Annotated in this window: 17 protein-coding genes; 3 read left to right on the top strand and 14 right to left on the bottom strand. The window is 69.1% G+C overall.

Features of this window, described 5'->3' with window-relative positions; genetic code table 11:
* Positions 1–101 precede the first annotated feature (101 nt).
* The 5 genes from ABD648_RS17840 to ABD648_RS17820 all read right to left on the bottom strand — a co-directional run bounded on the left by ABD648_RS17840 (position 102) and on the right by ABD648_RS17820 (position 6,394).
* Positions 102–1,256, bottom strand: coding sequence for a cystathionine gamma-synthase (locus ABD648_RS17840; RefSeq protein ID WP_282216282.1), 1,155 nt, complete (start codon positions 1,254–1,256; stop codon positions 102–104).
* A gap of 54 nt (positions 1,257–1,310) precedes the next feature.
* Positions 1,311–2,699 (bottom strand): cystathionine beta-synthase, encoded by a 1,389-nt coding sequence (locus ABD648_RS17835; protein ID WP_282216281.1) that lies wholly within the window; start codon positions 2,697–2,699, stop codon positions 1,311–1,313.
* A 148-nt stretch (positions 2,700–2,847) separates the two neighbouring features.
* A complete protein-coding gene (locus ABD648_RS17830; protein WP_282216280.1) occupies positions 2,848–3,834 on the bottom strand; it encodes a carbohydrate ABC transporter permease in 987 nt (328 codons plus the stop codon).
* Entirely contained in the window at positions 3,834–4,973 is a 1,140-nt protein-coding gene (locus ABD648_RS17825) for a carbohydrate ABC transporter permease (protein ID WP_282216279.1), read from the bottom strand. Before ABD648_RS17825 ends, ABD648_RS17830 begins: the two co-directional genes overlap by 1 nt.
* A 101-nt stretch (positions 4,974–5,074) precedes the next feature.
* A complete protein-coding gene (locus ABD648_RS17820; protein WP_282216278.1) occupies positions 5,075–6,394 on the bottom strand; it encodes an ABC transporter substrate-binding protein in 1,320 nt (439 codons plus the stop codon).
* Positions 6,395–6,681: 287 nt separating this feature from the next.
* On the opposite strand from ABD648_RS17820, the gene ABD648_RS17815 reads away from it, so the two are divergent.
* The gene (locus ABD648_RS17815) at positions 6,682–7,686 is read left to right on the top strand and encodes a LacI family DNA-binding transcriptional regulator (RefSeq protein ID WP_282216277.1); all 1,005 of its coding nucleotides are present in this window, start codon (positions 6,682–6,684) and stop codon (positions 7,684–7,686) included.
* An 84-nt stretch (positions 7,687–7,770) separates the two neighbouring features.
* Here the strand turns inward: ABD648_RS17815 and rplL are convergent, their stop codons facing one another.
* The 3 genes from rplL to ABD648_RS17800 all read right to left on the bottom strand — a co-directional run bounded on the left by rplL (position 7,771) and on the right by ABD648_RS17800 (position 10,707).
* Positions 7,771–8,154, bottom strand: coding sequence for a 50S ribosomal protein L7/L12 (gene rplL / locus ABD648_RS17810; protein WP_282216276.1), 384 nt, complete (start codon positions 8,152–8,154; stop codon positions 7,771–7,773).
* A gap of 47 nt (positions 8,155–8,201) precedes the next feature.
* Complete coding sequence (gene rplJ, locus ABD648_RS17805) at positions 8,202–8,690, bottom strand: 50S ribosomal protein L10 (RefSeq protein ID WP_116635740.1); 489 nt, start codon at positions 8,688–8,690, stop codon at positions 8,202–8,204.
* Between the two features lie 226 nt (positions 8,691–8,916).
* Positions 8,917–10,707, bottom strand: coding sequence for a glycoside hydrolase family 15 protein (locus ABD648_RS17800; RefSeq protein ID WP_282216275.1), 1,791 nt, complete (start codon positions 10,705–10,707; stop codon positions 8,917–8,919).
* A 52-nt stretch (positions 10,708–10,759) separates the two neighbouring features.
* On the opposite strand from ABD648_RS17800, the gene ABD648_RS17795 reads away from it, so the two are divergent.
* Positions 10,760–12,124: a glucose-6-phosphate dehydrogenase gene (locus ABD648_RS17795; RefSeq protein ID WP_282216274.1), complete on the top strand. Its 1,365-nt coding sequence runs from the start codon at positions 10,760–10,762 to the stop codon at positions 12,122–12,124.
* A 75-nt stretch (positions 12,125–12,199) separates the two neighbouring features.
* Here the strand turns inward: ABD648_RS17795 and ABD648_RS17790 are convergent, their stop codons facing one another.
* Complete coding sequence (locus ABD648_RS17790; RefSeq protein WP_282216273.1) at positions 12,200–13,264, bottom strand: hypothetical protein; 1,065 nt, start codon at positions 13,262–13,264, stop codon at positions 12,200–12,202.
* Positions 13,265–13,490: 226 nt separating this feature from the next.
* On the opposite strand from ABD648_RS17790, the gene ABD648_RS17785 reads away from it, so the two are divergent.
* Entirely contained in the window at positions 13,491–14,171 is a 681-nt protein-coding gene (locus ABD648_RS17785; RefSeq protein WP_282216272.1) for a YqaJ viral recombinase family protein, read from the top strand.
* Positions 14,172–14,177: 6 nt separating this feature from the next.
* On the opposite strand, the gene ABD648_RS17780 is transcribed toward ABD648_RS17785, so the two are convergent.
* From ABD648_RS17780 to ABD648_RS17760, 5 genes are read right to left on the bottom strand one after another with little or no spacing between them, the layout of a single operon-like run.
* Positions 14,178–14,753: a hypothetical protein gene (locus ABD648_RS17780; protein WP_282216271.1), complete on the bottom strand. Its 576-nt coding sequence runs from the start codon at positions 14,751–14,753 to the stop codon at positions 14,178–14,180.
* Positions 14,750–15,388, bottom strand: coding sequence for a hypothetical protein (locus ABD648_RS17775; protein ID WP_282216270.1), 639 nt, complete (start codon positions 15,386–15,388; stop codon positions 14,750–14,752). The genes ABD648_RS17780 and ABD648_RS17775 overlap by 4 nt, the downstream gene beginning before the upstream one ends.
* On the bottom strand, positions 15,385–16,005 hold the full coding sequence (locus ABD648_RS17770; protein ID WP_282216269.1) for a signal peptidase I: 621 nt from the start codon (positions 16,003–16,005) through the stop codon (positions 15,385–15,387). The genes ABD648_RS17775 and ABD648_RS17770 overlap by 4 nt, the downstream gene beginning before the upstream one ends.
* A 37-nt stretch (positions 16,006–16,042) precedes the next feature.
* Positions 16,043–16,666, bottom strand: coding sequence for a SipW-dependent-type signal peptide-containing protein (locus ABD648_RS17765; RefSeq protein WP_282216268.1), 624 nt, complete (start codon positions 16,664–16,666; stop codon positions 16,043–16,045).
* A 7-nt stretch (positions 16,667–16,673) separates the two neighbouring features.
* Complete coding sequence (locus tag ABD648_RS17760) at positions 16,674–17,348, bottom strand: SipW-dependent-type signal peptide-containing protein (RefSeq protein WP_282216267.1); 675 nt, start codon at positions 17,346–17,348, stop codon at positions 16,674–16,676.
* Between the last annotated feature and the right edge of the window lie 248 nt (positions 17,349–17,596).

Here is a 17,596-nt window from a genome sequence, read left to right as displayed (position 1 = left end):
GGGGGTCAGGCGGTGGCGTGCGAGATCGAAACGATTCGACCGGGGGAAGAACCCATGCTATCGCTTCGACAGGCTCAGCGACCCATCCGGGGCCGGACTGCTCAGCGACCGAGGCGCGCGAGTGCCTGCTCGAGGTCCGCGATCAGGTCGCCGACGTCTTCGATGCCGACGGAGAGACGCACCACATTCTCCGGCACTGCGAGCGCCGTGCCGCGCACCGATGCGTGCGTCATGTCCGACGGGTACCCGATGAGCGACTCCACGCCGCCGAGCGACTCGGCGAGCTGGAACAGCTCGGTGCTCTCGGCGAAGGTCCGTGCCGCATCCGCTCCGGCGGCGAGACCGAGCGACAGCATGCCGCCGAATCCGCTCATCTGCTTCGCCGCGATCTCATGCCCCGAGTGCGCGGCGAGACCGGGATAGAACACCTCGGAGAAGTCCGCACGGTCCGACGCCCACTCGGCGATCGCCTGCGCGTTCTCGGAGTGCTGCCGCATCCGCACGGCGAGCGTCTTGATGCCCCGGGTGGTGAGCCACGCGTCCAGCGGGGCGGACACCGCGCCGACGGCGAACTGCTGGAACTTGACGTCTTCACGGAAACGGTCGTCGCCGAAGACGACGGCGCCGCCCAGCACGTCGGAGTGCCCGCCGAGGTACTTGGTCGTCGAATGCACGACGAGGTCGGCACCGAGCGACAGCGGCAGCTGCAGGGCCGGCGAGGCGAACGTGTTGTCCACGACGAGCACGGCGCCGGCGGCGTGCGCGATCTCGGCGATCTGCGCGATGTCGACGATCTTCAGCAGCGGGTTGCTCGGCGTCTCGAGCCACACGATCTTGGTCTCCGGGCGCAGCGCCGCGCGGATCGCGTCGGCGTCCGCGAGCTCCACCGTGGTCGTGGTGATGCCCCACTTCGCCAGGACCTTCGTCAGCAACCGGTAGGTGCCGCCGTACACGTCGTTGCCGAGCAACACGTGATCGCCCGGGCCCAGGAGTCCCCGCAGCAGCGCGTCCTCCGCGGAGAGCCCGGAGGCGAAGGAGAGCGCGCTCGCTCCCCCTTCGAGTGCCGCGAGCTGCGTCTCCAGCGAGGAGCGGGTCGGGTTGCCGGACCGGTTGTACTCGAAGCCCTCCCGGAGACCGCCGATGCCGTCCTGCACATGCGTGGAGGCCTGGTAGATCGGCGGGATGATCGCGCCCGTGACGGGGTCGGGCGCCTGGCCCGCGTGGATGGCTCGGGTGGCGAAGGAGTGCTCGGACATGCTCCTCAGCCTACGTCCGCCGCCTGCGCGGCATCCCTCCCGTTACGCCACGCGTCAGCGCGAGAGGTACGAGAGCAGATCCTGCCGGGTGAGCACAGTGTGCGGCTTGCCGTCCTCCGTGACCAGCAGCGCATCGGCCTCGGCGAGCGCGGCGCGCGCCCGCGCGACCGAGGCGTGGATGCCGACGAGCGGAAGCCGCTCCCCCACGTGCGTGCCCAGAGCATCCGTCGGATTCGCCTCGCCGCGGAACAGCAGGTCGAGCAGACCCTTCTCGTCGACGGTGCCGACGACCTCGCCCATCATCACCGGCGGTTCTGCGCTGAGCACGACGAGCTGGGAGACGCCGTACTCCGTCATCATCCCGATCGCCTCGAGCACCGTGTCGGTCGGGTGGGCGTGCACGAGGTCCGGGATGCCGGCGCCGGACCCGGTCGCCTGGCGCACGGCGCGGGCCTTCAGCACATCGGCGACCGTCTCCCCCTCCTCGACGTCGCTGAAGCCATAGGAGCGCATCCACCCGTCGTTGAAGATCTTGCCGAGGTAGCCGCGCCCGCCGTCCGGAAGGAGCACCACCATCACGGCATCCGCCGGCAGCTCACGGGCGACCCGCAGCGCGCCGACCACGGCCATCCCGCTGGACCCGCCGACGAGGATCCCCTCCTCCCTCGCCAGACGCCTCGTCATCGCGAAGGCGTCGGCATCTCCGACCGCCACGATCTCGTGCGGCACGGCAGGGTCGTACGCCCCCGGCCAGATGTCCTCGCCCACGCCCTCGACGAGGTAGGGCCGTCCGGTGCCGCCGCTGTACACACTGCCCTCGGGGTCGACCCCGACGATGCGCACGCGTCCGTCTGACACCTCGCGGAGGAATCGGCCCGTTCCCGTGATCGTGCCGCCGGTGCCGACGCCGGCGACGAAGTGCGTCACTGCTCCGTCGGTGTCGCGCCAGATCTCGGGGCCGGTGGTCTCGTAATGACTGCGCGGACCGTTCGGGTTCTCGTACTGGTTCGGCTTGAACGCCCCAGGGATCTCGCGGGTGAGCCGGTCGCTCACGCTGTAGTAGGACTCGGGGCTGTCGGGGGCCACGGACGTCGGCGTCACCACGACCTCGGCGCCGTAGGCCCGGAGCACATCGATCTTGTCCTCGCCGACCTTGTCGGGAAGCACGAAGACGCACTTGTACCCCCGCTGCTGCGCGACCAGGGCCAGGCCGACGCCGGTGTTGCCGCTGGTGGGCTCCACGATCGTGCCGCCGGGCTTCAGATCACCGGCGGCCTCCGCCGCGTCGATGATCCGCGAGGCGATGCGGTCCTTCGAGGACCCGCCGGGGTTCATGTACTCGAGCTTGACGAGCACCGTGCACGCGACGCCCTCGGTGACGTGCTGGAGCTTCACGAGGGGCGTGTCGCCGACGAGGTCGACGATCGAGTCTGCGTACTTCATGACTTCAGGGTACGGGGACGGATGCCGCGGGTGGGGCTGTGTTGCACCCCTCCCGCGGCATCCGTCCTTCGTCTCGCTCCGCTCGCTCAGGAACCGGAGACCCGGTCCCTGAGCCTGACGAAGGGCGGTCCCTGAGCTTGACGAAGGGTCAGCCCTTGGTCGACCCCGCCAGGAGGCCGCGGACGAAGTACCGCTGCAGGGCGAAGAAGACGATCAGCGGGATGATGATCGACACGAACGCACCGGCCGTGAGCAGGTACCAGTCGTTTCCGCGGGTACCGGTAATCTCGGCGAGGAGCTTGGTGATCGGCGCGGCCGCTCCGTCGGCGAAGACGAGGGCGACGAGCAGGTCGTTCCAGACCCAGAGGAACTGGAAGATCGCGACCGAGGCGATCGCCGGCATCGTCAGCGGCAGCACGATCCGGAAGAAGATCTGTCCGCGGGATGCGCCGTCGACCCGCGCCGCCTCGATGATCTCGCCGGGGATCTCCGACATGAAGTTGTGCAACAGGTAGATCGCCAGCGGGAGGGCGAACATCGTGTGCGCGATCCACACCTGCGCGTAGCCCTGCGAGGCATCGAGCGGCAGCGTGACCTGCAGCCCGAAGAGGTTGATTCCCCGCGAGAACGAGCTCAGCAGGGGCACGAGCGCCATCTGGATGGGCACGATCTGCAGCGCGAACACGAAGATGAACAGGGCGTTGCGACCCTTGAAGTCGATCCAGGCGAACGCGTACGCCGCCATCGCTGCGATCATCAGCGGGATCACGGTCGCCGGGATGGTGATCGCGATCGAGTTGACGAAGGACTCGAGGATCGTCAGCTGCGTCGTGCCCGACTGCAGCACGTCGACGTAGTTCTCCAGTGTGACCTGAGGATTGGCGAAGAACTCCCACCAACCGCTCGACTGGATCTGGTCACGAGGACGGAACGACGAGATGAACAGCCCCAGCGTCGGGATCGTCCACAGCACCGCGATGATGATCGAGCCGACGGATGCCCACGGGCGGGACAGCCTCTTGCGCGCCCGCCCCGCAGCGCCGTCCAGGCCGCCACCGGTCGTGATCGCCCGCGTGCTGGTCGCGCCGGTGGGGGTCTTCTGCTCCGCGGATCCGGAGCTCGTGGAAATGGTCATCAGCGCACCTCCCGCTGCTTCTTGATCTGTCTCGCGTTGTAGATGACGATCGGCAGCACCAGGATGAACAGGATGACCGACAGCGCGGCGCTGCGGCCGGCCTCGAACTTCGAGAACTGCGTGTACATCTCGTTCGCGAGCACCGATGTGCCGTAGTTTCCTGCGGTCATCGTGCGGACGATGTCGAACACCTTCAGCGAGGCGATCGAGATGGTGGTGAGGACCACGATGAGCGCCGGCCGGATGGACGGGATCGTGACGGACCGGAAACGCTGCCAGGCGTTCGCGCCGTCGAGCTCCGCCGCCTCGAGCAGCTCGGCCGGGACTCCCTTGATGGATGCCGACAGCACGACCATCGCGAAACCGGTCTGCACCCAGATCAGCACCACGATCAGGAACAGGTTGTTCCACGGCTCGTTCAGGAGCCACTGCTGCGGCTCGCCGCCGAACCAGACCAGGATCTGGTTGAGCAGGCCGATCTGCTTGAAATCGCCGCCGCGGTACTCGTACATGAACCGCCAGATGATGCTGGCGCCGACGAACGAGATCGCCATCGGCATGAACACGAGGACCTTGTAGATCTTCTCGCCGCGCGTGCGGTCGATGAAGACGGCGTAGGCGAGGCCCACGATCGTCGACACCGTCGGCACGAGCAGCACCCAGATGATCGAGTTGATCACCGAGGTGATCCCGTCGGACTGCGTGAAGATCCAGAGATAGTTCGCGAAGCCGACGAACTCCTTCCCCGAGGAGTTCAGGAACGAGGAGTACATCGTCTGGATCGACGGGAGGATGAGCCCGACGAGCAGGAGCAGGAGGGCCGGGGCCATGAAGGCCACCAGCTGGATCAGGTAGCCCGCGCCGTCGCGGGACCGATAGTCCAGGAGGAAGAACAGCGCACCCACGACGACGGCCACGGCCATCGCCCAGTAGTAGGAGCTGAAGAAGAACATCACGGCGAGCGGGATGAGCAGGCACATCGCCAACCGCACCCACGTGTAGATCGCCCCTCGGCGCGGAGCCACGTCCACGAGGAGCAGGATGATCGCCACGACCACCGCGAACGCGATGACCACGACGACGGCTTGCAGGATCGGGGGGAGCGTCCCGATCCACTGGAAGAATACTGTCGCGTTCACGGAATCCCCTTCGTCACGCGTTGCGGATCAACGGCGCGCACGTCGGTGTGCGCACCGTGAGAGAAGGAGGGCCGCCCGCGAGGACGGCCCTCCTGCTCCGATCAGCTCGAAGGCCAGCCGGTCTCGATCTGCGTGAGAACCTCATCGGTCGAGGTGCCGTTGACCCAGGCGACGATGCCCTTCCAGAAGGTTCCGGCGCCGACGGCACCGGGCATCAGGTCGGAGGCGTCGAAGCGGAACGTGGTGTCCGGGTCCTGCAGGATCTTGATGGTCTCCTGGAGGATCGGGTCCTTGGCGTTCGCCGGGTCGAGCCCGTTGTTCGCGGAGGTGACACCGCCGAGGCTGACGCGGCTGTTCGCCCACTCGGGGCTGGACAGGTACGCGAGCACCTTCTGCGTGGCCTCGGACTCGCTGAACGCTCCGACGATCTCGCCGGCACCGGTCACGGCCTTGTCGTCGGCGCTCTCGCCCGGGAGCATGAAGGCCCAGACGTCGCCGTCCTCGGCGATGTTCGTGCCCTCAGGGAAGAACCCGGAGAGGAACGAGGCCTGGTGCGTCAGCGCGCAGCTTCCGCTGGCGAGCGCCGGAGCGACGTCGCCGAAGGCGGTGGAGTTGATCGAGCGCACGTCGCCGAAACCGGCGTTGACGTTGGCCGGGTTCAGCAGGGTCGCCCCGACCGCGTCGAAGGCCTCCTTGATCTGCGGGTCGGTGAACGGGATCTCGTTCGTGACCCACTGGTCGTAGACCTCGGGACCGGCCTGGCGGAGGACGTAGTCCTCGACCCAGTCGGTGCCCGGCCAGCCGGTGGCGGTGCCGGACTCGAAGCCGGCGCACCACGCCGGCGTGCCGGTGGCGGCCTGGATGGTCTCCGTCAGCGCCGTCATCTCATCGAGCGTGGTCGGAACCTCGACGCCCCACTCGGCGAACTTCGCCGGCGAGTACCAGATCCATCCCTTGACGTTGGCCATCAGCGGTGCGCCGTAGAAGGTGTCGTCGACGGTGCCGTAGTTGACCCAGTCCTCGGTCCAGTACTCGTTGGCGTTCTTCTCGACCTCTTCGGGCGCCGGCTTCAGGAAGTCGCGCTTGGCGAAGTCCGCGAACAGACCAGGCTGCGGGAAGATCGCGATGTCGGGCGGGTTACCGCCCTGTGCACGCGTGCCGAGCTGCGTCTCGAAGTCCTGGCTGCCCTCGTACTTGATCGTGATGCCGTTCTCGTCAGCCCAGTCCTTCCAGGATTGCTGGAGGAGTTCCGCCTCCGCGTCGACGATCGTTCCGTAGATCGTGACGGTGGAGTCGCCGCCGTCATCGCCGCCGCCGCCGCCGGGCGCACCGCCCGGAGCCCCGCAACCAGCGAGCGCGATGCCCGCGACCCCCAGCAGGGCGAGCGGTACGAGCCGCCGTGAACGCTGTGACAGAGCCATGTGAATTCTCCTCTTCGAGTACAGGGTCCCGCTTCGACAGACGCCACCCCCGGCGTCGTTCGGGAACCGATTCCAGGCAAACCTACTGGGCTTCCGCTCCCCGACACAACAAGCAAGGGTCACAAGCTCGCAACCATTCGCCGTCCTCCGCCGCGAAGGATGGGAGCGCTCCCTCGAATCCATTGTGGAACCGGTTCCCTTTCGTCTGTCGAAGGACTACGCTGTCACCCGGCACGCGCCGGCCGCGTCGCCGCACGCATCGCAGCGTGACAGGTCGAGGAGGACCGATGAGCACGATCGCGGATGTCGCCGCCCGTGCCGGCGTGTCGAAGGCGACGGCGAGCCGCGCGCTCACCGGGCGCGGGTACGTCTCGGAGGAGACGCGTCAGCGAGTGGCGGATGCCGCGCGCGATCTCTCCTACGTCGCCCACTCCTCCGCCACGAGCCTCGCCACGGGTAGGACCCAGACCGTCGGGGTCGTCATGCCTCCTGTCGATCGCTGGTTCTTCGCCGAGCTGCTCGCCGGGATCCAGGAGTCCCTGTTCGCGCTCGACTACGATCTCTCGCTCTACGGCGTGCCGGAGGGCTCGCGCACCAGGGAGCGGCTGTTCGAGCACGTGCTCCCCCGACGGCGATTCGACGGGATCATCGCGGTGGGGATCCAGCCGAGCGCCAGGGAGCTGGAACGGCTGCAGCGCGCGGAGCGCGCGCTCGTCAGCGTCGGACCCTACAGCGAGGGTTCGAGCGCCGTGTCGATCGACGACACGGACGCCGCACGCATCGCCACCGAGCACCTCATCGAGCTGGGCCACGAGGACATCGCCTTCGTGGGCGGGTCGACGGATGCCGGGGAGCTGAGCTTCGGCGACGCACGACGCCTCGACGGCTACCTCGTCGCCCTGCAGGCCGCGGGTCTCGCGCATCGCGCGCGCGTCGTCGGTGCGACCCCGACGATGCCGGGCGGGTACACCGCGGCGGCCGGTCTGCTCGGAGACCGGCGGCATCGGCCGACGGCCATCGTCGGCGTCTGCGACGAGGCCGCGATCGGCGCCGTCATCGCGGCACGGCGTCTCGGCATCGCCGTGCCGACCGAGCTGAGCGTGGTCGGCATCGACGACCACGAGCACGCGGAGATGTTCGCCCTGACCACGATCGGCCAGTCGCCGCGGGAACAGGGCCACGAAGCCGTGCGGCTTCTCACCCAGCGGATGAGCCGACCCGACGATCCCCTGGAGCACGTCGCCGCGGCATCCGCTCTCGTCGTGCGCAGCTCGACGGCTCCGCGCCGCTGATCACCGACCGGAACGCACACCCGGGGGATGCACGAAGGCCCCGGGCGAACCCGGGGCCTTCGGTGAAGCGTGGAGACGCGGTGATTACTTGAGGGTAACCGTGGCGCCTGCCTCTTCGAGAGCAGCCTTGGCCTTCTCGGCAGCTTCCTTGTTCGCGCCCTCGAGCACGGCCTTGGGAGCGCCGTCGACGACAGCCTTGGCCTCGCCGAGACCCAGCGAGGTGAGCTCGCGGACGGTCTTGATGACCTGGATCTTCTTCTCGCCGGCAGCCTCGAGGATGACGTCGAACGAGTCCTTCTCCTCCTCGGCCTCGGCAGCGCCACCCGCGCCCGCAGCGCCGGCAACGGCGACGGGTGCAGCAGCGGTGACCTCGAACTTCTCCTCGAACGCCTTCACGAAGTCGTTGAGCTCGACGAGGGTCAGGCCAGCGAACTGCTCGAGCAGCTCCTCAGTGGAAAGCTTCGCCATGATGTATCTCCTAATAGATGGGGTTTGTGAAAAAGAACGCCGGACGCTTACGCGGCCTCAGCGGTCTCCAGCTTTTCGCGAAGCGCGTCGATGGTGGCGGCAGCCTTGCCCATCGTCGCCTTCATCATGCCCGCAGCCTTCGCCAGCAGAACCTCACGGCTCTCCAGCGCGGCGTACTTGTTGACCTCGTCGGCGGAGAGGGCATTGCCCTCGAAGACGCCGGACTTGATCACGAGAAGCGGGTTGGCCTTGGCGAAGTCACGCAGAGCCTTGGCGGTGGCGACGAAGTCACCGTGCACGAAAGCGACAGCCGACGGACCCTTGAGGTCGTCGTCCAGCGCAGTGATCCCAGCCTTGTTGGCAGCGATCTTGGTCAGCGTGTTCTTCACCACGGCGTACTCGGCGTCCTGACGGATGCTGTTGCGCAGCTCCTTGAGCTGGGCAACCGTCAGACCGCGGTACTCGGTCAGCAGGACGGCGTTCGAGTTCTCGAATGACTTCGTGAGCTCGGCGACCGATGCATCCTTCTGCGCCATGGTCACTCCTTGGTGTGTACGTGGCGCCGCACGGTGGTGGGGCGCCGGCCTGGGACCCCCTGCAAAAGAAAGAAGCTCCGGCGCAAGCGCACGGAGCTTCGAGAAGTTCGTGTCCTGCGCGGGCCCCTGCTGTGCAGAGCTTCGATCGCCTCGCGTTCGCACGCACGACGATGACCAGCGGTCTTCGGTTAGGAACAGGCTACCTCACCCGCGGCCGTGTCCCAAATCAGCGGCGATCGGCGGCACGGCCGCGATGCCCTGCCAGTGCGTCCGCGGCGCGGATGAGGCTCAGGTGGGAGAGCGCCTGCGGGGTGTTCCCGGCCTGACGGCCGTGGCCGACGTCGTACTCCTCGGACAGCAGACCGACGTCGTTCGCCATCGCGATCAACCGCTCCATCAGCGCGGCGGCCTCGGCGGCACGCCCGGTCGCGGCGTACTGCTCGACCAGCCAGAAGCTGCAGGCGAGGAACGGATGCTCCCCGCCGGCGAGCCCGTCGACCCCGGATTCCGTGCGATAGCGGAGCAGCAACCCGTCCTGGAGCAACGTGCGCTCCATCTGTTCCACGGTCCGCAGCATCCGGGGGTCGTCGGGGGCGCAGTACCCGACCTGCGGAAGGATCAGCAGCGACGCATCCACCTCGGCGGAGTCATAGTGCTGCACGAAGAAGCCGTCGGCATGCACCCCGCGACCGTCGATCTCCCGACGCAGCTCGTCGCGTGTCCGCTCCCACCGCTCCGCGTCACCGGTGAGCCCGTGCTCGCGCACGGCGCGGATGCCCCTGTCCACGGCGGCCCACATCATGACGCGCGAGTGGGTGAACCAGCGGGGTTCGCCGCGGATCTCCCAGATGCCGTTGTCCGGACGGTCGAGCGACGCGACGACGTGCTCGATGAGCGCCCGCTGCAACGGCCAGGAGAAGTCCCCCTCCGCGAGGCCGGCGATCCTGGCCGCCTCCAGCGCGACGAGCACCTCGCCGACGACGTCGCCCTGGTACTGGTCGACCGCTCCGTTGCCGATGCGCACGGGCGCCGCGCCGTGATAGCCCGGCAGGCTCGGCATCTCGCGTTCCATCAGGTCGCGCTCCCCCGCGATCCCGTACATGATCTGCACCTCGCTCGGCTCGCCGGCGACCGCCCGCAGGAGCCACCGCCGCCAGTCGTGCGCCTCGTCGAGGAAGCCGTGGGCGATCAGCGCCTCGAGCGTCAGCGCGGCATCCCGCAGCCAGACGAAGCGGTAGTCCCAGTTGCGCGAGCCGCCGAACTGCTCGGGCAGCGAGGTCGTCGCGGCGGCGACGATGCCGCCGGTGTCCTTGTTCGTCAGCGCCCGCAGGACCAGCAGCGATCGGACGACCTCGCCGCGATACGGACCGTCGTGCTCGATCCCGCTCGCCCACCCCTGCCACCAGGAGCGGGTCGCGGCGATGGCCTCCTCGACGTCCAGAGGCTTCGGCGGATGCTCGTGCGACGGGAACCAGCTGAGCACCAGGTCGCGGTGCTCTCCCGCACCGACGGTCGCCGTCGCCCGGTGCACATGATCCTCGGCGACGAGCCGCAGGCCTCGGACGATCACGGCCTCGGGGCCTGCGGTCGCGCGCAGCGCCGGCGCCTCGGGCGTGCCGACCTGGCGCACCCAGGGCAGCCGTCGGGAGTAGTCGAAGTGCAGACGCAGCTCCGTGGCGAACTCGACCTGCCCGGAGATGCCGACGATCCGGCGCACGACATCGGTGCGCGTCGCGTGGAGCGGCAGGAACTCGTGCACCTCCGCGATCCCGCCTGCGGTCTCCCAGCGGGTCACGAGGATGAACGTGTCGGAGATGTAGTGCCGGTGGGGTACCGCCGAGTCATCCACCGGCCGGAGGCTCCAGCATCCGTTGCTCGGCTCCCCCAGGAGCGCGCCGAACAGGGACGGCGCATCGAAGCGGGGAAGGCAGAGCCAGTCGATGCTCCCGTCCCGCGACACCAGCGCACCTGTCCGGCAGTCGCTGAGCAGGGCGTAATCCTCGATCGGAGCAGGCATCGACCGAGTCTTGCACGCCTGACCCGGTGCGGGAGCGATTACGGTGGGTGGCATGACGGATGCGACGACGCTCGTGATCTTCGGGGCCGGTGGCGATCTCGCCTCCCGGCTCCTCCTGCCCGCGCTGGGCCAGCTGCTGATGCGGGAGCCCGCGCGCACTGTCCACATCGTCGGCGCCGACCGCGAGGACGGGACGGATGCCGGGCTCCGGGAGATCGTCCGGAAGGCCTTCGCGACGATGGACGCCGAAGACGCGGCCGCCCGCGTCGACGCCGTGTATCGCAAGACCGACATCACGCGCCCCGAGGATCTGCGCGCGCTCCTGGAGGAGTGCACCGGCCAGGTCGCCCTCTACTTCGCCGTCCCGCCCTCGATCGCCGCGGCGTCCGTGGCCGCCATGACATCCGAGATGCTGCCCGAGGGCGCCGTCCTGGTGATGGAGAAGCCCTTCGGCACCGACGAGGCGAGCGCCCGGGCGCTGAACCGCACGCTGACGGCCCTCGTGCCGGAGAGCCAGGTCTTCCGGGTCGACCACTTCCTCGGCCGGTCGACGACGCTGAACCTGCTGGGCGCGCGCTTCGCCAACCGCATCCTCGAACCGCTCTGGTCCGCCGAGAGCATCGAATCCGTCGACATCGTCTACGACGAGGCGCTCGGCCTCGAAGGCCGCGCGGGGTACTACGACAACGCCGGCGCCCTGGTCGACATGGTCCAGAGCCACCTGCTGCAGGTCCTGGCGGTCCTGGCGATGGAGGAGCCGGCGACGCTCGACGAGGTCGACTTCCGCGCGGCGACCGGTGCGGTGCTGCGCGCGACCACCGTCTGGGGTGACGACCCGGTCGCCTCCTCCCGCCGCGCGCGCTACACGGCGGGTCGGGTCGAGGGCGCGGACAAGCCCTCGTACGTCGACGAGCCCGGGGTCGATCCTGCGCGCCACACCGAGACGCTCGCCGAGGCGACGTTCGAGGTGCGCAACGCCCGCTGGGCCGGGGTGCCGTTCCGTCTGCGCTCGGGCAAGGCCCTCGGCGACCCCGCGCGGGAGATCGTCGTGCGCTTCCGTCCGGTCCGGCACGTGCCGACCGGACTCACCGGATCGGCCGAAGGAGCGGTGCTGCGCTTCTCGCTCGGCCCCGACCGCATGTCTCTCGAGCTGAACCTCAATGCCGCGGAGGACCCCTTCGAGCTGGAGCGGGCGACGCTCTCGGCGGAGCTCGGCGAAGGCGCTCTCAAGGCCTACGCCGAGGTGCTGTCCGGCGTCCTCGACGGCGACCCCCTGCTGGCCGTCCGCGGCGACGCGGCCGAGCAGTGCTGGCGGATCGTCGACCCGATCCTGCAGGCGTGGCGCCGCGGCGACGTGCCCTTGGAGGAGTACGCCGCAGGTTCCGCCGGCCCCGAGGGCTGGCCTCCCGTCGCGTGACCGCTCGCCCCACGCCGAGTCCCCCTCATGCGCGAACCGGCCCTTTGCGCGCGAGCCGGCCCTCTGTGCACGAGCTCAAGGGGCCGGGTCGAACGAAAGGGGCCGGGTCGACCGACGCCCGAAGAGCCCGACCGCCCGGAAGTATGACTCCGCAGCATCCAGCGACGCCATGTGCTCGCTCATAACGCGCACGACGCGCCATCCGGTCACGCCGCGCACCCAGTCCTCCCGCGTCTTCTCCTGCAGAACGACCTGATCTGCCGCTCGTTCGCCGCGCAGCTCGTCGTTCAGATACTTCGCACGGCCGTCGCACTCGATGAACGCGTGCGACTGATCGACCGCGATATCCATCCAGAAGCTGCCGCCGTCTGGTCGCTGAACGGGTACCTGCAGGCGCGGACGCGCGAAACCCAGCTGGTGCAGGCGGTACCGGGTCACGCTTTCGAGAGGGAGCTGCGCTCGGCCGTTCGCGAGATCCACGATGCGACGTGCCTGCAGGATGCCGCGTGCTCCTGGTCGGCGCGCACGCGCCACCAGTTCGCCGAACAGCGACTCAGCCGCCTCATCGTCGTAGTCCCACGCCGCTCCGCCGACCGATGCGAGAGCGCCGTCCGTGAGCGCGAGCGCCGCCTCGGGGCTGACCGTACGCGCCATGTCGAGCACTGTCCGTGCGAGCGAAGTGCAGCGGATGCCGTCGATATCGGAGATGTCGGATTGCGGCAGCGGCCCTTCGTGCCGAAGCATCCCGTCGACGCTGTGCCGCTTGTGCGGCGAGGTCATCACATGCACGCGCGTCGGTCGGACGCGGTAGAGCGGCAGGCCCCACAGCACGGCCGCCGAGACGTGCGAGAACACCGGGTCGCTCCCTGCCGCGGAGAACGCCGCCGCGACGACCTCCGCGCGATGCCGCGACTCCGGCAGGAGCTCACGCCAATGCGACTGTTCGATGAACCATCCGCGGCGCACGCGATGAAGCCTGCGTGACTCGACGGCGACGCGAAGACCTCGTGAGTTCCAACCCTCGTCACGGAGTCTTCGACTGCTGATGAGGAGGTTCGTGATCTCGTCGACCGTTGCATGGCGCATCCGCTGATCCTGCCCCTGGCTCAGTGCCGTCTGTCCGACGAATGCCGTCTTCATGCAGTTCCTCGATGCATCGCCTCCTGTGCAGGACGAGACGTTCTCTCCCGTAGGCTCCGCGAGCCGGCCCTTTGCGTACGAACCGCCCCTCTTGCGGCGGATTCACGGGGGTGGCTCGTACGCAAAGGGGCGGCTCGCGTTCAGATGACCACTCCCCCACGCCGGCGGATGCCGCGGCGCGGCGTGTACGGACCGAGACGTCGGCGGACGGGGTTAGGGTCGAGGAGTGAACCCCGAACTCGCCGCACGCATCGTCGCGGACTCGCGCGACAGGGTGGCGTGGTTGCGGGCACGGTCGCGCGGCATCACCGCGACCGATGTCGCCGGGCTCACCAGCGAGAAGTCGATCGCCCGTGCCGCGGATGCCAAGCTCGGCGGTGGTCCGCGCTTCGGCGGCAACGCCTACACCGACCACGGACGCCGCCGCGAGCCGGAGATCGCCGCGTGGGTGGCAGCGACCCACGGCATCCTCCCGTCATCGGCGCTGTTCCGCGCCGAGGTCGAGCACCGGCACCTGGCCACCCCCGACGGCATCGCCGTCGACGCGTCAGGCCGGGTGAAGCTCGCCGAGATCAAGACGACCAACAAGGCATGGCGCGGCATTCCTCGCACGTATCTCCGCCAGATCTGGTGGCAGCAGCATGTGCTGGGCGCGGAGCGCACGCTGTTCGTGTGGGAGGAGCACGTCGACTTCTCGCCGATCCACGACGAACCCCGCTGCGTCTGGATCGACAGGGACGACCGGGAGATCGCGAAGCTCATCGGCCTCGCGACCGACCTGATCGATGAGCTCTACCGCCGCACCACCGGACAGCAGCCGCCGACGCGCATCGCCGACGCCGCGGCCAGCCGCCGGGAGCAGCTGCGCGAGCGCGACGCCTTCCGGGCCCTCGCGCTGGCGGACTGACGTCACTCAGACGGTCGTGAACGTGCAGGTCGTCGCACCGCCGGCGAGGATCGACGCGTAGGTGACCGTGATCTTCACCTTCTGCGGCGAGCGCCAGGTGATCCCCCCGGGTGTCACCCAGGATGTGCCGAAGTAGACGACGTACGAGCCTCCTCCGAGCAGGAAGCCGAGGCCGCCGAGGAGCCCGTCGAACACGCCCTTGCTCACGGCCGTCGTGTACACGCCACCGGTGGCTGTTCCGGGAGCGACCGTGCTCCCTCCCGTCCCGTCCGCGGCTCCCGTGAGGAACACGTTGAGGGCGGTCGTCGCCGGATAGTCTCCGACCGTCGTCGGCCACTTCCACTTGATCGTCAGGGCCGTGCCGCCCAGCAGGGTGCTCAGCGGATTCGGACAGGTCAGTCCCCCGGGCAGCGGCTCCACGACGGGCGGGAGCAGCTTCAGGGCGGTGACCGTCGCCGACGCGTACTCGCTGTCGGTGAACTGCGCGTCCGTCATCTCCGCCGACGGCAGGATCGCGAGCCCGGCCAGGACCGAGAGTCCCGCGACTCCGGCCAGCATCCGCCGCCCTCCCCGCGACATCATGCGCCGTCCCCCACGTCGCGCCGGGTGCGTCGGCGGATGATCACGAGGACCGCGCCCGCCAGGATCAGCAGCGCGCCGCCAGCCCACGCCCAGGGCGCGATCGGTGCGAGTCCTGTGGTCGCGAGCCCTCCGTCCGGCCCGACGACCGCCGTCTCCCCCGCGCCCTGAGCGTGCACCAGGATGTCGGTGCTGCCTGCCGCATCGGCGGGGTCGAGGGTGATCGCGAGCCGGATGTGCGCGATCTCGGTGTCGGCGATCTCGATGAGCCGGATCTCCGCGCCGTCGCGCGGGATGATCCAGTCCGTGCGCAGAGCGGTCGCGCCTCCGGGGCAGCCCGAGGCGTCCCACGCGCGTGCGCAGAGGAGGACGTCGAGGAGCAGCGTCGCCGAACCGGTCGCGCTCACGCCGATGCGCACGAGGCCGGGGTCGGGCGCGTCTGCGCTGACCTCGACGTCCCATTGCACCGGAACCCCGGGCAGCAGGCTGGACGCGGCATCCCAATCCGCCACCGAGACGAGCCGCAGCACCTCTCCCTGGATCACCTGGGTCGTCGGAGCGGCCCATGCCGGCGACGGCATCAGAAGGGTGCCGGCGGCGGCGAGCGCGGCGAGCCCGGCGATGAGCCTTCTCCTCATGTGACGCCTCGCCTTCGTCGACCCCGCGACCCGCCGGCCGACCGCGGCCAGAAGGCCCAGACGACCAGGGTCGTGGTGGCCAGTGTGAGACCGCCCAGGACGAAGGGGTTGCCCATGCCGACGATCACCGTCGCGATGCCGGGGATCGAGAACAGGACGATCCGCACCGAGGTCACCGCGTAGGGAAACGGATCCTCCGCGGCGTTCGCATCGCCGCGCATCGTGATGACGCGCTCCTGACTGCTCGCGCCGGGCTCGACCGACGTGATGCGGTGAGTGACGGGGAGGTCGCCGGGCCGATCCACGGTCACGACGTCACCGACGGCGATCTCGCTCGCCGGGACACGCTGCACGACCGCGACGGATCCGGCCGGGATGGTCGGCGACATCGATCCGGTGCGGAACATGATCAGGGTGATCTGCGCCGTGAACGCGAGAACGACGAGCACGATGCAGATCACTCCGCCGACGGCCGCGATCCAGAGCAGCGCGTCGGCGAGGATCCGACCCACTCCGCGGCGCGCCGGGTGACGGGCGGGCGTCGTGCTCGCGGCGGCGGGCGCGCCGATCGAGTCGGGCTGCTCACGCAGGCTCCGTCTCGTCGTCGGCGTCGTCATCCCGTCCTCCTCCTGCACCTCTCCGTCGTCTGCTCGATCACGGGGCGGACGAGGTCCCGAGGATCTGCCAGGTCTGCGACATCGTCAGCGACTGCGCCGCGCTCGGAGCCGCGAGCGGCAGCGTGACGGCGACGCAGTAGTTGATCTGGTTGCCGCCGTTCGCCGACACCGTCTGCGTCGTCGTCCCGTTCGCGGTCAAGGCGGAGCCGTCCGCGACCAGCGCGGTTCCGAGCGGGTAGGTCGTCGAATTGCAGGCGGTGCCGCCGATCGTCCGGACGCCGTACGTCAGATAGGTCGCGAGCCCGGTGCCGCCGGGTGTTCCCGCCGACCACTGCAGGGTCCCTGCGATCGACGGATTCGCGGTCTTCACGCTGTACAGCGCATAGGTGGTCGTCCCCGGAGCCATGGCGGTCGGCGCCGCGACGAAGGTCAGCGCGGCCGCCGTGCCCGTGGTGGCATGGCTCGCGAACGTGGCGCCGTCGGCGGCTCCGACGATGTCGAACCGGCCGGCGGTGAATGTCGCGGTGGCGTACTCCGAGTCGTTCCATGCGGCGAGCGTCATCGTCACCCCGACGCCCAGCACCAGCCCTCCCGCCAGGACAGCACGGATACGGCGGGAGCGGAGTCGCCTCGCCTCCCGCACGTCTCTGCGGGTGTCCATCAGGGGCTCAGTCCGTCGAGGTCGCCGTGAACTCCCACGTCGCCGTCGTCTCGAGGCCCTGCTCGAGGGTCGCGTCCGCGGTCACCGCGAAGCACAGCTGCACGGCGGTTCCCGCCACAGCGGCGGTCGCTCCTTCGAGCAGCGGGACGGTCGTCACGCCGGCCTGGGCGTCGAGCGTGGCCCCGGTGGCGATCGGCGTGCCGACGGCGGATGCCGCGTTGCAGGTGGCGCCCGGAGCCAGCGCGTAGATCGCGTAGCCCAGGTGCTCGGAGTTCGAGGAGACGGCGGGGTCGGCCGTGGTGCCGGCGGCGACGAGGTCGGCTCCGGTGGTGGTGCCGGCGGCGAGTCGCACCCAGAACCCGGCGTACACCGCGTCTCCGGGAGACATGTTGTCGACGATGTCGGCCGGCAGATCGAAGGCGAGCGTGGCGGCGGTATCACCGTCGTCGACGTTGTGGTCGCTGTAGTTCGCATCGACGTCACCCGCCGTGGAACCCTCGAGGTTGAAGGATCCGGCCGTGAAGGTGCCGGTCGCGAACTCGGAATCGTTCCAGACGGCGAGCGTCACCGCGACGCCGACACCGAGCACGAGTCCGCCCGCGAGCACCGCGAGCACTTTCCGCTGATTCTGCTTCTTGACCATGGTCGTCCCCCTCAGGAATCGGTCGACGGCGTGAACCACAGGCCCCTCCTCCGAGACCTACGGTTCCGCCGGTTTCAGTCTCCCAGGCAAATCCCAGGTGACAAGCTGTTTCTGCGCACGAAGAACGCACATCGCGCGCAGCGGCCCTCTGTCTGGTCACAGAAACTCCTCCGCTTCTCCATCGAATGGTTGATCGTTGTCAACGATGTGCGTATAGTTGACGAAGTTCAACCATCTCGTGCGCGCCAGAGCTGTCGCCGCATCCCTCCGCGACTACCCGAAAGGTG

This window comes from Microbacterium luteolum, assembly GCF_039533965.1.
Classification (GTDB): domain Bacteria; phylum Actinomycetota; class Actinomycetes; order Actinomycetales; family Microbacteriaceae; genus Microbacterium; species Microbacterium luteolum.
Note: the sequence above shows the minus strand (reverse complement) of the source record. Positions and strands in the feature narration are given on the sequence as shown.